This is a genomic window from Mesorhizobium sp. M0761 (assembly GCF_040320205.1).
In the GTDB taxonomy this organism is placed as follows: Bacteria; Pseudomonadota; Alphaproteobacteria; order Rhizobiales; family Rhizobiaceae; genus Mesorhizobium.
Genome location: NZ_JAMYPF010000002.1, coordinates 1 through 13,017, shown reverse-complemented (window position 1 = coordinate 13,017; position 13,017 = coordinate 1). Strand labels below are relative to the sequence as shown.

Below are 13,017 nucleotides of genomic sequence, written 5' to 3'. Positions count from 1 at the left end.
TTAAGATCAGGCGGGGACCTTTTGCGCCGGCGCAAGCTCGTCGATGTCCCTCGCGACCGAAAGGTCGTCGAGGACGATGTCGCGCATTTCGGTCAGTGTGCGCTGGTCGAGCACCTCGGCGATCGCCTGCCGGACCTCGAGCATCAGATGTCGGACTTGGCATGTCGCCTCATTGCAGTCTTCACAGCGCTGATACTGGGTGCGGCTGGCGCAGGGGATGGGCGCCAGCGGTCCGTCGAGCACGCGCACGACATGGCCGACCTTGATCTCGTCGGCCGGGCGCGCCAAGCGATAGCCGCCATCCTTGCCCTTGCGGCTCTGGACGAAACCGGCATTGCGCAATTCGCCCAGAATGGCATCGAGGAATTTCTTCGGAATGTTGTTGCCGCTGGCGATGTCGCCGACAAAGGCGAGCTGTCCCGTCGGCAGTTGCGCCAGATGGACCAGCGCCTTGAGGCCGTACTTGCCTTTTTTGGTGAGCATAGACCGAATGTTTCTCTGTCAGGCGATGGCCCAGAACCATCGGTTGCGAAACGCCTGACGTGCCTCCCGCCGCGTGCAAGCTGCTTCGACACATAAATTCTACTGACATGATATACAAGCCGAGAAACCTTGATTTTGCTTCGTTTTCACGCCGCAGGGGCCACTTTAGCAAGGCTTTGTGCCGTTACGGTCACAGCCAGCCGCGAGAGATTGCGGCGATGAGCGGCGGCTCCTGCTCCGATGTCGATAAGATTACTATACTTACCCTCGAACACGCGGGACGTGTTTTCAAATCAACCGTCTTTTACAGCATGGATTTGCGCCATTTGGGGCTTCGCTAGGAATTTTTGGTCGCAGCCCGCGGATCGGCGAAACATGACTCCCGACAACTCGGGCGCCGCCCTGCGCCCGATATCAGGACGCCGCCTTGCCGCTCTGAGACCGGGCGGCCTTGGCGGCCACCGGCACGCCGCTTGACCGCAGCATCCAGCGGTGGCCGTCGCTGCGGAAGTCGGTGAGGCTCAACGGCTCGACATCGATCCTGCGGCAGGCCGCAAGCGGCGCGCCGAGCACCAAATCAGGCCTCTTCCGTAGCGAGGGTTGGCAGGACCACCAACTCTTCAGCACCTTTGGGGCGCCGTTTGCGTTTGCGCACGGTTCGACACGGGCCGGTCACCGCGCCCGCATCAGCCGGTGGTTTTTTTCTAACAAGTGCTTCTTGCTTGGAAGGATTTAACTCTACAAGAATGATAGAATTAGCTGACTATGAACAGGCATCCGGTTTTTCTCATTTTTCATGGAGCCTTTCATGTCCAGCATTTCGCGACGCATTGTCCTCCTGTCGTCGGCAGCTTTGGCGGGTGCGGCCTTCCTCGGCCCGGCCCAGGCGCAGGACCTCAACATCACCATCGGCTACCAGACGGTGGTCGAACCTTCCAAAGTAGCGCAGGCCGACGGCGCCTATGAAAAGGCGACCAAGGCCACGATCGACTGGCGCAAATTCGATTCGGGCGCCGATGTCATCGCCGCCGTTGCATCCGGTTCGGTCGATATCGGCTATGTCGGCTCGAGTCCGCTGGCCGCGGCCGCCAGCCGCGAACTGCCGATCCAGACCATCTTTGTCGTCGGCCTGATCGGCCAGTCCGAGGCGCTGGTCGCCCGCAATGGATCCGGCATCGAGAAGATCGCCGACCTCGCCGGCAAGAAGGTGGCGGTGCCGTTCGTGTCGACCACGCATTACAGCCTGCTTGCCGCGCTGAAGCACGAAAACGTCGACCCGAAGTCGGTCGAAATCCTTAATCTCAGGCCACCGGAAATAGCCGCCGCGTTCGCTCGCGGCGACATAGACGCGGCCTATGTCTGGGATCCGGCGCTCGGCCAGATCAAGACGACAGGCAAGGTGGTGCTGGATTCCTCGCAGGTTGCCGCCTGGGGCGCGCCGACCTTCGACGCCTGGATCGTGCGCACCGACTTCGCCGAAAAGAACCCGGACGCCGTGCGCGATTTCGTCAAGGTGACCGGCGAATCCTATGCCCAGTTCCTGGCCAAGCCCGAGGCATGGTCGGTTTCGTCGCCGGAAGCGGCCAAGATCGCCAAGATCACCGGCGCCAAACTGGAAGAGGTGCCGCAGCTCCTCAAGGGTTACGTCTTCCCGACATTGGAAGAGCAGGCTTCCGACAAATTCCTCGGCGGCGGCACGGTCAAGGCGATCGAGGCAGCTTCGGCCTTCCTCAAGGAGCAGGGCAAGATCGACGCCGTGCTGCCCGACTATTCGAAATACGTGTCGTCGAAATACGTGACCGAGGCTCTGGCCTCGAACTGATCTTCTGTTTTACGCAATTCCGGACGGAAAACCGCTTCACACTTTTCCTGGAATTGCTCTGAACACGCGCGGTTTCCTCTTCCCTGACGCCGCGTGCTGCCTGTCCCGGATCCGCTTAACGAGGGCCGGGGCAGGCTGATTTTCTTCCGGAGCCCCTTTTCATGCCGCATCTCGTACTCGACCCGCATCTCGTACTCGACAAGGTCTCGGTTCACTATGACGGCCAGGCAGCGCCGGCGGTCGACCGAGTTTCCATCGATGTCGCCAAGGGCGATTTCGTCGTGCTGGTCGGCCGCTCCGGCTGCGGCAAGACCTCGCTGCTCAATGTCGCCGCCGGCCTGGTCGAGCCCGCGCGCGGAGTCGCCACGATCGGCGGCAGGCCGATCACCGGCCCAGGCTCCGACCGGGCGGTCGTGTTCCAGAACGATGCGCTGTTTCCCTGGCTGACGGCTCGTGAAAACGTCGCCTTTGCGCTCAGGCTGCGCGGCGTGCCGCGAGCCGAGCGGGCGCGCCGCGCCGACCAGTTGCTGGCGCTGGTCAAGCTTGACGGCGTCGGCGACAAACGCATCTGGGAATTGTCCGGCGGCATGCGCCAGCGCGTCGGACTCGCCCGTGCACTCGCCGCCGAACCGGAATTCCTGCTGCTCGACGAACCGCTCGGCGCACTCGATGCGCTGACGCGCGAGCGCATGCAGACGACGCTGCTCGACCTGTGGACCGCAAGCCGGGTTGGCGTGCTGATGGTCACGCATGGCATCGAGGAGGCGCTGGTGCTGGCCACAAGCATCGTCGTGCTGGCGCCCGGACCGGGCCGCGTGGTGCGGACATTCGAGACCGGTTTCAGCCGGCGCTATGCCGCAGGCGAGCCGATCCGCGCCATCAAGGCCGATCCAGCCTTTGCCGCGGCGCGCGGCGAGCTGACCGATGCGATCTTCGAAGGAGAGGCGGCATGAGCGTCACCTCCTACAGCGAGCGGCCGGCCACCGGGACCGGCGAGGCCGATGCCATTTCGGTGCCGTGGTCGCGGCCGGTGCGGAAGCGGCGCGGGGTTTCCTCGCGGGCGATCAGCGCCGTCACCATCCTGGCCGCGCTGGCGGCATGGGCGCTGTCTGTGCGCCTGCAACTGGTGTCGCCGGTGTTCCTGCCGTCGCCCGCTGCCGTGTGGACCAAGTTCATCGTGGTGATCAAGGACGGCTTCGTCGACGCGACTTTGCTCCAGCATATCGTCGCCAGCCTCGGCCGCGTGTTCGCGGCGCTGCTCGCGGCCATCGTCATCGGCGTTCCGGTTGGGCTGGCTATCGGCATTTCGACGGTCGGGCGCGGCATCTTCGATCCGCTGCTCGAATTTTTGCGGCCGATCCCGCCGCTCGCCTATCTGCCGCTGGTCATCATCTGGTTCGGCATCGGCGAACCGTCAAAGATCCTGGTGATCGCCATTGCCATGCTGGCGCCCGTGGCGCTGTCGACGGCGTCGGGCGTGCGCGGTGTCTCTAAGGAGCGCATCGATGCGGCCCGTTCGCTTGGTGCGACGCAGCGCCAAGTGATGCGCCATGTCATCCTGCCCAGCGCGCTGCCGTCGATCCTCACCGGCCTGCGCATCGCGCTCGGCGCCGGCTGGTCGACGCTGGTTGCAGCCGAGCTGGTGGCGGCAACGCGCGGCCTCGGCTTCATGATCCAGTCGGCCGCCCAGTTCCTGGTCACCGATGTCGTGGTGATGGGAATAGTGGTGATCGCGACAATAGCCTTCGTGCTGGAATTCATCATCCGCCGGATCGAGCGTCAGCTGGTTCCGTGGGCGGGAAAGGAATGACAACAAGTTTCTGCCGGTTTGACCGGCTGCTTCCCTTCGCAGCACGGCGACCGCCGATCCCGGAACAGAAGGAGTAATGTCATGACCCAGTCCACCGCGGTGCTGTTCGCCCATCTCGGCAACTGGCTGCTCGCCTGGCGGGAGAACTCGTCGTCGCAGCCGCAGCCGAAATCGCCGGCCCCGGTGCAACTCGACGCTGAACGCGACCGCCTGCCGCCACGCGACGAGGGATTTTACTGGGTCTGGCAGTATTGGTCGCAGTGAGGTGATTGGCGCTCCTCGCCTCGTGAACGGCGAGAAAGAGGCTTTCTCGACCCGCCCGTAGAAAACAATTCCGTTCCGCCTATTCATCTCGCAAAATCGTTTCTCTACTAAATTTATAGACCTACCTAGCCTTGTCTCTCATCCACGGCAGGGAGCCCTTCCCGGCGCCGGTTCGCAGCGAAGGAAGAGGGATCATGTTCAGCCTGACCAGACGCGTTTTCGGCCTTGGCCTTTTGGCGGCTGGCATTGCTGCCTCGCTCAGTGCCTCGGCGCAGGAGTTGAAGCAGCTCAACATCGGCTATCAGAAGACCGGCCTGCCGGTCATCGCCCGGCAGCAGCAGGTGATCGAGAAGGCGCTGAGCGACAAGGGTGTCGCGGTGAAATGGGTCGAATTCACCGCGGGCCCGCCGCTGGTCGAGGCGCTCAATGTCGGCGCCATCGATGTCGGCTGGACCGGCGACGCACCGCCAATCTTCGGCCAGTCGGCCGGCGCCAACATCGTCTATGCGGCGGCACTGCCGGCCAATGGCGACGGCGAAGCGATCTTCGTCAAGCCGGCATCGCCGATCCAGTCGCTCGCCGACCTCAAGGGAAAGCGCATCGGCGTCGGCAAAGGCACCAGCGCGCACAATCTGCTGGTCGCGGCACTCGAAAAAGCAAACATCCCCTTCGACCAGATCACCCCGGTCTATCTCAGCCCGGCCGATGCTGCGGCGGCTTTCGCCAGCGACCAGATCGATGCCTGGGCGGTCTGGGATCCGTTCTACTCCATCGCCGAGACACGCTACCAGCCGCGCGTGCTGGCGCGCTCCAGCGAGGTGCTGAAGGTGAACACCTGTTTCCTCGCCAACAAGGATTTCGCCATGGCGCATCCGGAGACGATCGCCGCGACGATATCGGCGCTCGGCGTGGCGGCGAAATGGGCGGACGCGAACCGCGACAAGGTTGCCGCGGCGCTGCATGAGGTGACCGGCGTGCCGCTCGATGCACAGACGATCGCGGCCAACCGCACCAAATTCGGCATCTTCCCGATCACCGACGAGATCATCGCCGGCCAGCAGGCGACAGCCGATCGCTTCTACAAGCTCAAGCTGATCCCGAACGCGGTGCGCATCTCCGACGCCGTGTGGACCGCACCGGGCAATTGAACTTTCACGTGCGGCGCCGGGCGGAAAACGCCCGGCGCCTTTTTGCCGTTTCCGCTTCAGGGATTTCGCCATGACCGCTCCAGCCAATCCGCAAGCCAGCCCGCTCGATTTCTTCTGGTTCATTCCAACGCATGGCGACGGCTCCTATCTCGGCTCCGAACAGCAGCAGCGGCCGCCGGAGTTCGCTTACTTCAAGGAGATCGCACAGGCCGTCGACCGGCTCGGCTTTCCCGGCGTGCTTCTGCCGACCGGGCAGAATTGCGAGGATTCCTGGATCACCGCCTCCGGCCTTGCAGCGCTGACGGAAAAGCTAAAATTCCTGGTGGCGCTGCGGCCCGGCGTGACGCTGCCGACCTTCGCGGCGCGCCAGACGGCGGCGCTTGATCGCCTCAGCAATGGCCGCCTGCTGCTCAATGTCGTGGTGGGCGGCAACCCGACCGAGCTTGCCGGCGATGGCGTGTTCCTGCCGCATGACGAGCGCTATGCGCAGGCGCAAGAGTTTCTGACCATCTGGCGCGCGCTGGTGTCGGGCGAGAGCGTCAACTTCAACGGCAAATATTACCGCGTCGACAATGGCCGCCTCGACCTTTTGCCGCAACAGGAGCGGCCGCCGCTCTATTTCGGCGGCTCGTCCGATGCCGGCCAGGAGCTCGCCGCCGATCTCGTCGACATGTACCTGACCTGGGGCGAGCCGCCGGCGCAGGTGGCGGAAAAACTCAGCGCGGCGCGCAAAAAGGCTGAACGGCGCGGCCGCAAACTGCGTTTCGGCATCAGGCTGCATTTCATCGTGCGCGAGACCGAGGAAGAGGCCTGGCGCGCCGCCGACCGGCTGATCAGCCACGTCACCGATGCCCAGATCGAAAATGCCCAGGCCCGCTTCACCAGGGAGATGGACTCTGTGGGACAGCGGCGCATGGCCGAACTGCATGGCGGCCGCCGCGACAGGCTGGTGGTTTCGCCCAATCTGTGGGCCGGCGTCGGCCTGGTGCGCGGCGGCGCTGGCACAGCTTTGGTCGGCTCGCCCGAGCAGATCGTCGAGCGCATCCGCGAGTATCAGGCGATCGGCATCGACACCATCATCGGCTCCGGCTACCCGCATCTCGAGGAAGCCTACCGCGTCGCCGAGCTTCTGTTCCCGCGTCTCGGCCTGGGCACCAGGCGGGCACGGGCGCATGAGAACATCGCCAATGAATTCGCCGTCGGCTTCCACGGCGCCAACCGCCTTCAGGCGTCGTCATGAGCCTGGCTCAACGGGCCAAACAGAACGGCATCGGCTGGCTGCTGCCGGCGTTGGTCATAATTGGCTGGGAAGCCGCCAGCCGCGCCGGCGTGATGCCGGCCAATGTGCTGCCGGCGCCGAGCGCGGTGGCCGAGGCCTTCTGGCGGCTGACGCTATCGGGCGAGCTGATACAGAACATCGGCGTCAGCACGCTGCGCGCGCTGGCCGGCTTTGCCATCGGCGGCTCGATCGGCTTTGCACTCGGCCTTGCCAACGGGCTGTCGGCGCTCAGCCGCGGCCTGACCGACACGACGCTGCAGATGATCCGCAACATCCCGCATCTGGCGCTGATCCCGCTGGTCATCCTGTGGTTCGGCATCGACGAGGAAGCAAAACTGTTCCTGGTGGCGCTCGGCGTGTTCTTCCCGATCTACGTCAACACGCTGCTCGGCATCCAGAGCGTCGACCCGCAGCTGGTCGAGATGGGCAGGGTCTACGGCATGGACCGCCGCGCGTTGTTTTCTCAGGTGATCCTGCCTGGCGCGCTGCCGGCGATCTTCGTCGGCCTGCGCTATGCGCTGGGCATCATGTGGCTGACGCTGATCGTTGCCGAAACCATCTCGGCCAGTTCCGGCCTCGGCTACATGGCCATGCAGGCACGCGAATTCCTGCTGATCGATGTGGTCGTGCTGTCGATCCTGATCTATGCGCTGCTCGGCAAGCTTGCCGACAGCTTCGCCCGCCTGCTCGAGCGACTGTCGCTCGGCTGGCATCCCGCCTTCCAGAACGTCTGAGGGTTCGATGCCAACCGCCAGCCTGACCGCCATCCGCTCCTTCGTCGCCGCGCCGGAACCGTCACGGCCGGAGGAGGCCGTCGAAAGGCAGCGCGCCTTTGCCTTCAAGGGCGTGGAAAAGCGCTTTGGCGACAAGGTCGTGCTCGACGGCATCGATCTCGATGTGCCCGTCGGACAGTTTGTGGCCGTCATCGGCAAGAGCGGCTGCGGCAAGAGTACGCTGTTGCGGCTGCTGGCCGGGCTCGATCGGCCAACCGCTGGATCCCTTACATTCGGGCCGGAGGCGAAGGCCGGCGCCGGGGAAGAGAGCCGCTTCATGTTCCAGGAGCCGCGGCTGTTGCCCTGGGCCAGCGTGGTGAAAAACGTCGAGGTCGGGCTGACCGGGCTTGCCACCGGTGCGGAAGCCAGGCGGCGCGCGCTCGCCATCCTGGGTGAAGTCGGCCTCGCCGACCGCGCCGACGAATGGCCCTCGGTGCTGTCGGGCGGCCAGAAGCAGCGCGTGGCGCTGGCGCGCGCCCTGATCGGCCAGCCTCGGATCCTGGCGCTCGACGAGCCGCTCGGCGCGCTCGATGCGCTGACCCGCATCGAAATGCAGCAGCTTCTGGAACGCATCTGGCTGGAGCAAAAATTCACCGCGGTGCTGGTCACGCATGACGTCGCCGAGGCGGTTGCGCTCGCCGACCGGGTGGTGGTGATCGAGGACGGCCGCATCGCGCTCGATCCAGACGTGTCGGTGGCGCGGCCGCGCCGGCGCGGTTCGGTCGAGCTTGCCAGGCTGGAGGGCAGGATTCTGGATCAGCTGTTCGGGTAGTGCTGTCGCGGGCAGGGCATTCTATCCGAACCGGATAGATAGGTAACAGAATGGACCGGCAATATGGGGTGGCTGTTTTCTTGCTCGCCGGGTTGGCCCTGTTTGCGACTGCGGGTTTGACCAGCGCCTTCCCCCACTCCGTCACCGCTTCGCGGCGCCACCTCTCCCCCCTCCGGAGGGAGAGGAAGGGAGCCAGGCCGCATAAGTTCGCGCCCCTGCAAGGCTCGCGCCTTTCCTCTCCCCCGTCGATCGGGGGAGAGGTGTCGAGCGAAGCTCGACGGAGTGGGGGTCGATCTGTGGCGGTCGACTTTCGTCGCAACTCACCCCGGCGAACGGCTCGCCCATACCAGCCCGACGAAACCGACCAGCATGGTCACGATGCCGATATATAGCCATTGCGACTGGCCGGTCATGAAGCTGCCGCCGACCACACCAATGCCTTGCAGCGACCACAGCGCGCCGATGGCGAGCACGATCAGCGCCAGCAGATATTTGAACAGTCTCATCGTTGGTTCCCTTTTCAAAGTCGATCGTCAACTGCGCCATGACCGTGATGACAGAGCGAAAGGACGGCGCCCAATCGCGCTCTCTTCTACTTGTACTATAACGTCCTGCCTTGCTCACGGAATCTGTGAAACAGCTCGCAATATCGCCGGCGATACGGCCGCGCCACACGAAAGATGCCTGACAAACTGTTTCCCAGCGACTCCAAACGTGTGCCGATGCCACGGAACTGCCCGATGCTTGCCGCATTTCCCGCCTTATTCGGCACTTAACGGCTGGGGTCTGTCGAAAACGGAGCCAATCCCCCCAACATGAAGAAAACAAACCAGACCGCGCTTGTCGCGGCAACGATCGCGGCTGGCCTAATGGTCGGTGCATCCGCCTCCTCCGCCGCTGGCCAGTGCGGCCGCGCCTCCTGGTACGCACTGCATTCCAGGACCGCCAATGGCGAACGCATGAACCCGTCGGCGCTGACCGCCGCGCACCGCAGCCTGCCTTTCGGCACCAAGTTGAAAGTGACCAACCAGAATAATGGCCGCAGCGTCATCGTGCGCATCAACGACCGCGGCCCGTTCATCAAAGGGCGCGTGCTCGATCTGTCCAAGGGCGCCGCCGGCCAACTCGGCTTCATCGGCTCCGGCCATACCTCGGTGTGCATGGCGCGCGTCTAGATCTGTCCAAGTCCGGCCCGATCGGGCCGGACACATCCTGCCCCGTCGTCCAACAGCCTTGCATTTTGCAGTGCACATTGAGCCGGCTGCACCCGCCCAAAGCGGTTTCTCAAGGCCTTGGACGAAAGATTGGCATATGTCACGCCACGTGACGTATTGCATCGCAGCAATATCTTGTTAACCTCCGCGCGAGACATTCAAGGCTCGGCGCTGTCCGTCGTCCCTTCGGTCACGGCAGCTGCGGAGTACCTGATGTTCTACCAGCTCTATGAAATGAACCATGCCGCCCTGCAGCCCGCGCGGCTTTATGCCGATGCAGTGCGGCTGTTCTACACCAACCCGCTCAATCCGTTTTCGCATACGCCGTGGGGCCGCTCGGTCGCCGCCACCGCCGAACTGTTCGAGCGCACGACGCGCCGCTACAGCAAGCCGCATTTCGGCCTGAGCAAGACCGTGGTCGACTGGAAGAGCGTCGAGGTCAGCGAAAAGACGGTGTGGTCGAAGCCGTTCTGCAATCTTACCCGCTTCGAGCGGTCGGTGCCCGCCGGGCGAAAGGCCGACCCCAAGCTTCTCATTGTGGCGCCGATGTCGGGCCATTATGCGACGCTGCTGCGCGGCACGGTCGAGGCGATGCTGCCCTATGCCGACGTGCACATCACCGACTGGGTCGATGCCCGCATGGTACCGGCGACTGACGGCCATTTCGACCTCGACGATTATATCGACTACATCATCGACATGCTGCATGCGCTGGGGCCGGACACCCATGTGATGGCGGTGTGCCAGCCTTCGGTGCCGGTGCTGGCAGCGGTGGCGCTGATGGAAAAGCGCGGCGATCCCTTCGTGCCCTCGACCATGACCTTGATGGGCGGGCCGATCGACACACGCCGCAATCCGACCGCGGTCAATCTTCTGGCCAAGGAAAAGGGCATCGACTGGTTCCGCGACAACGTCATCATGCACGCGCCCTGGCCGGTGCCGGGCTTCGGCCGCGAAGTCTATCCTGGCTTCCTGCAGCTGTCGGGCTTCATGAGCATGAACCTCGACCGGCACATCACCGCCCACAAGGACTTCTTCATGCACCTGGTCAAGCATGACGGCGACAGTGCCGAGAAGCACCGCGATTTCTACGACGAATATCTGGCGGTGATGGACCTGACGGCGGAATTCTATCTGCAGACCGTCGACACGGTGTTCGTGCGCCATGCGCTGCCCAAGGGCGAGATGACGCATCGCGGCGAGGTGGTCGACACCAAGGCGATCCGCAATGTCGCGCTGTTCACGGTCGAAGGCGAGAACGACGACATTTCCGGTCTCGGCCAGACCCAGGCCGCCCACGATCTCTGCCCCAACATCCCGGCTGACCGGCATGCGCATTACATGCAGCCGGCCGTCGGCCATTACGGCGTCTTCAACGGGTCGCGATTCCGCTCGGAAATCGTGCCGCGCATCGTCGATTTCATCACCAGCTACGGCCGCCAAACACGCGTAGCGGTGAAACCCAAGCTGGTCCGCTCCGCCAAAGGCTGAGGCTCGATCCGGCTGCAGCGTGCATTGCCCGCAAAAGCGGGGCGATTTTGCGCGCCACAGGCGTTCTGTTGCACAATAGACGCTGTTGGGCGGGCGCGGGTAACCATGCCGAAGAATCTGGCTCCCCCGATAATTGACACGGAGTGTAAATCCCCTTTAACCTTTCGTTAACAACAAGGGCGAACGGGGACAATGACTTCCTCACCGATAGCACGGACGCTGCGCTTGTGGGCGGCAGCAGGGCTGGCGATCTCTGCGTGCTGGGCAGTGCCGGCACTTGCAGGCGGCGCCATGGCGACGGGCGGCATGACCTCGCAGCCGATCGGCCACTATGATTTCTGTAAAACCCAGCCCGGCGAATGCTCGATCCGGCCGAGCAACCTCAACCCCGCCGCGATGACCGACGCCTTCATGCGCAAGCTGATCAACGTGACGTCAAGGGTCAACGCCGCCGTCAAGCCGATGAGCGACTACGACATCTATGGCAAGGACGAGGTCTGGGCCTATCCCGACAAGGGCGTCGGCGATTGCGAAGACTATGTGCTGGAAAAGCGCCGCCAGCTCTCGCGCTCTGGCGTGTCGCTGGCCGATCTCTTGATCACCGTCGTGCGCAAGCCGGACGGCGAAGGCCATGCCGTGCTGACCGTGCGAACCGACAAGGGCGACTACGTCCTCGACAATCTGACCGACAAGGTGAAGATCTGGGACGCCACCGGCTATCGCTTCCTCAAGCGGCAGGCCATCGACAACACCGGCCGCTGGGTCTCGATCCGCGGCGGCCAGCAGGTGCTGGTCGGCGCGGTTCAGTAAATAAGGACGATGCATGTGAGCGCGTCGCTGCGAACAGCTTCGTCGGAAGCCCGTGGCTAATAACTTTCACGAGATAACCGCAAGTCGGCGCTGCCCCTCATTGCCCTGCCGGTGTCCAGCCGATAGATGGGTAACACTTTGAACCGGATACATAGGTGACACTTCTCTCCCCCTATGCGTCCGCCGCAGCGCCAAGCGGATTGGTTGGCGCGCTGTGGCGGAAGGTCTCGAAGGCCTGGCCCTGTGCCGTTCGGTCGGCTTCCGGTGCCTCGGCCATCGGCAGCATGGTCAGGTGAAAGCGCTCGTGACGTCCGTTCTGCTGTGGCCTGCCGGGTGCGATCCGCTCCAGGGTGATGCCGAGCTTGATGAAGCGCACGACAAGCGGCGTCAGTCCGGTGACGCCGGCCGATGCGAAGGGTGGGCCATTGTCGCTTCTGAAGCGATCTGGCAGGCCATGCTCTTCAAACAGCCGCTCAAACACCGGCCAGGCTTCGCTATCGGCCGTCGATCCCGTCGCTTCGAGCGCCAGGAGGTAGCGGCTCGACGCATCCATCACCGTCAAGGGTTCGCAACGCCACCCGTCACGGTCCGAAACCAGCCCTTGTGATCGCCAGTCCACACCGCGTTCGGCTCCAGCGGGGTAGTGTGCTGAGAGTTCTGCAAATTCGCTGAGAGAGGGCGGTCATGGCAGGCTGGTGATGTTCAACGTCACCGATTCCCTGGAAGGAACGCCACCATGACCAAGACAGAAGGTAAATCGACCAGCGCTGCCGTCAAAGACATTCTGCTTTCGAACCCGGAGGGGCTGCACGAAGTGCTCCGTGCGGTAATGCAGGAGGTTCTCGAGGCCGAGATGGAGGAGGCGCTGGGTGCTTCGAAGGGCGAACGCACGCCTGAGCGCCTTGGGTATCGCTCGGGTTACTACGGCCGCACCCTGGTCACCCGGGTGGGCAAGCTCGAGCTGCGGGTTCCACAGGACCGGGCGGGTCACTTCTCCACCGAGCTGTTCGAGCGCTACCAGCGTTCGGAGCAGGCCTTGGTTGCGACGCTGGCGGAGATGTATGTCCAGGGCGTGTCGACCCGCAAGGTGAAGGCGATCACGGAAGAACTGTGCGGCCATGCCTTCTCGGCCTCGTCGATCTCGGCCATCA

General features: G+C 63.8%; 15 protein-coding genes and 1 pseudogene. 12 read left to right on the top strand and 4 right to left on the bottom strand.

The annotated features are described in order from the left end of the window. Positions 1-6: 6 nt before the first annotated feature. The gene (locus NKI32_RS02845; RefSeq protein WP_353001786.1) at positions 7-483 is read right to left on the bottom strand and encodes an RrF2 family transcriptional regulator; all 477 of its coding nucleotides are present in this window, start codon (positions 481-483) and stop codon (positions 7-9) included. Positions 484-897: 414 nt separating this feature from the next. Further along, a complete protein-coding gene (locus NKI32_RS02840) occupies positions 898-1,059 on the bottom strand; it encodes a hypothetical protein (RefSeq protein ID WP_023706948.1) in 162 nt (53 codons plus the stop codon). 232 nt (positions 1,060-1,291) lie between these two features. Here NKI32_RS02840 and tauA point away from each other — a divergent pair, with 232 nt between their 5' ends. The 8 genes from tauA (at position 1,292) to NKI32_RS02800 (ending at position 8,351) form a co-directional block, all read left to right on the top strand. After that, positions 1,292-2,305: a taurine ABC transporter substrate-binding protein gene (tauA, locus tag NKI32_RS02835; protein ID WP_023710332.1), complete on the top strand. Its 1,014-nt coding sequence runs from the start codon at positions 1,292-1,294 to the stop codon at positions 2,303-2,305. Between the two features lie 161 nt (positions 2,306-2,466). Next, positions 2,467-3,258, top strand: coding sequence for a taurine ABC transporter ATP-binding protein (locus tag NKI32_RS02830; RefSeq protein WP_353001785.1), 792 nt, complete (start codon positions 2,467-2,469; stop codon positions 3,256-3,258). After that, a complete protein-coding gene (locus NKI32_RS02825; RefSeq protein ID WP_353001784.1) occupies positions 3,255-4,115 on the top strand; it encodes an ABC transporter permease subunit in 861 nt (286 codons plus the stop codon). Before NKI32_RS02830 ends, NKI32_RS02825 begins: the two co-directional genes overlap by 4 nt. 81 nt (positions 4,116-4,196) lie before the next feature. Then, positions 4,197-4,379 (top strand): hypothetical protein, encoded by a 183-nt coding sequence (locus NKI32_RS02820; protein WP_353001782.1) that lies wholly within the window; start codon positions 4,197-4,199, stop codon positions 4,377-4,379. 194 nt (positions 4,380-4,573) lie between these two features. Continuing rightward, positions 4,574-5,527 carry a sulfonate ABC transporter substrate-binding protein gene (locus NKI32_RS02815; RefSeq protein WP_353001780.1) on the top strand — a complete coding sequence of 318 codons (954 nt, stop codon included), beginning with the start codon at positions 4,574-4,576 and terminating at the stop codon, positions 5,525-5,527. A 70-nt stretch (positions 5,528-5,597) separates the two neighbouring features. Next, entirely contained in the window at positions 5,598-6,767 is a 1,170-nt protein-coding gene (gene ssuD / locus NKI32_RS02810) for an FMNH2-dependent alkanesulfonate monooxygenase (RefSeq protein ID WP_023706946.1), read from the top strand. Further along, entirely contained in the window at positions 6,764-7,540 is a 777-nt protein-coding gene (locus NKI32_RS02805) for an ABC transporter permease subunit (protein ID WP_353001779.1), read from the top strand. Before ssuD ends, NKI32_RS02805 begins: the two co-directional genes overlap by 4 nt. Positions 7,541-7,547: 7 nt before the next feature. Continuing rightward, on the top strand, positions 7,548-8,351 hold the full coding sequence (locus NKI32_RS02800; RefSeq protein WP_353001777.1) for an ATP-binding cassette domain-containing protein: 804 nt from the start codon (positions 7,548-7,550) through the stop codon (positions 8,349-8,351). A gap of 320 nt (positions 8,352-8,671) precedes the next feature. Here the strand turns inward: NKI32_RS02800 and NKI32_RS02795 are convergent, their stop codons facing one another. Further along, positions 8,672-8,857 (bottom strand): hypothetical protein, encoded by a 186-nt coding sequence (locus NKI32_RS02795; RefSeq protein ID WP_353001775.1) that lies wholly within the window; start codon positions 8,855-8,857, stop codon positions 8,672-8,674. Positions 8,858-9,166: 309 nt separating this feature from the next. On the opposite strand from NKI32_RS02795, the gene NKI32_RS02790 reads away from it, so the two are divergent. From NKI32_RS02790 to NKI32_RS02780, 3 genes are all read left to right on the top strand, one after another. Then, the gene (locus NKI32_RS02790; RefSeq protein WP_023742010.1) at positions 9,167-9,526 is read left to right on the top strand and encodes a septal ring lytic transglycosylase RlpA family protein; all 360 of its coding nucleotides are present in this window, start codon (positions 9,167-9,169) and stop codon (positions 9,524-9,526) included. 252 nt (positions 9,527-9,778) lie between these two features. Next, on the top strand, positions 9,779-11,056 hold the full coding sequence (locus NKI32_RS02785) for a polyhydroxyalkanoate depolymerase (RefSeq protein ID WP_353001773.1): 1,278 nt from the start codon (positions 9,779-9,781) through the stop codon (positions 11,054-11,056). Between the two features lie 192 nt (positions 11,057-11,248). Next, a complete protein-coding gene (locus NKI32_RS02780) occupies positions 11,249-11,866 on the top strand; it encodes a transglutaminase-like cysteine peptidase (RefSeq protein WP_023752821.1) in 618 nt (205 codons plus the stop codon). Positions 11,867-12,077: 211 nt separating this feature from the next. Here NKI32_RS02780 and NKI32_RS02775 read toward each other — a convergent pair. Then, positions 12,078-12,496 (bottom strand): annotated as a pseudogene (locus NKI32_RS02775) (DDE-type integrase/transposase/recombinase); the annotation flags it as partial. Positions 12,497-12,602: 106 nt separating this feature from the next. Between NKI32_RS02775 and NKI32_RS02770 the strand changes: the two are divergent. Next, a partial coding sequence (locus tag NKI32_RS02770; RefSeq protein ID WP_353001771.1) for a transposase occupies positions 12,603-13,017 on the top strand: 415 nt, incomplete at its 3' end.

Bases quoted from the DNA above. Each gene is read 5' to 3' on its own strand.
- NKI32_RS02845 (WP_353001786.1), bottom strand. From the start codon at position 483: ATGCTCACCAAAAAAGGCAAGTACGGCCTCAAGGCGCTGGTCCATCTG.
- tauA (WP_023710332.1), top strand. From the start codon at position 1,292: ATGTCCAGCATTTCGCGACGCATTGTCCTCCTGTCGTCGGCAGCTTTG.
- NKI32_RS02830 (WP_353001785.1), top strand. From the start codon at position 2,467: ATGCCGCATCTCGTACTCGACCCGCATCTCGTACTCGACAAGGTCTCG.
- NKI32_RS02825 (WP_353001784.1), top strand. From the start codon at position 3,255: ATGAGCGTCACCTCCTACAGCGAGCGGCCGGCCACCGGGACCGGCGAG.
- NKI32_RS02820 (WP_353001782.1), top strand. From the start codon at position 4,197: ATGACCCAGTCCACCGCGGTGCTGTTCGCCCATCTCGGCAACTGGCTG.
- NKI32_RS02815 (WP_353001780.1), top strand. From the start codon at position 4,574: ATGTTCAGCCTGACCAGACGCGTTTTCGGCCTTGGCCTTTTGGCGGCT.
- ssuD (WP_023706946.1), top strand. From the start codon at position 5,598: ATGACCGCTCCAGCCAATCCGCAAGCCAGCCCGCTCGATTTCTTCTGG.
- NKI32_RS02805 (WP_353001779.1), top strand. From the start codon at position 6,764: ATGAGCCTGGCTCAACGGGCCAAACAGAACGGCATCGGCTGGCTGCTG.
- NKI32_RS02800 (WP_353001777.1), top strand. From the start codon at position 7,548: ATGCCAACCGCCAGCCTGACCGCCATCCGCTCCTTCGTCGCCGCGCCG.
- NKI32_RS02795 (WP_353001775.1), bottom strand. From the start codon at position 8,857: ATGAGACTGTTCAAATATCTGCTGGCGCTGATCGTGCTCGCCATCGGC.
- NKI32_RS02790 (WP_023742010.1), top strand. From the start codon at position 9,167: ATGAAGAAAACAAACCAGACCGCGCTTGTCGCGGCAACGATCGCGGCT.
- NKI32_RS02785 (WP_353001773.1), top strand. From the start codon at position 9,779: ATGTTCTACCAGCTCTATGAAATGAACCATGCCGCCCTGCAGCCCGCG.
- NKI32_RS02780 (WP_023752821.1), top strand. From the start codon at position 11,249: ATGACTTCCTCACCGATAGCACGGACGCTGCGCTTGTGGGCGGCAGCA.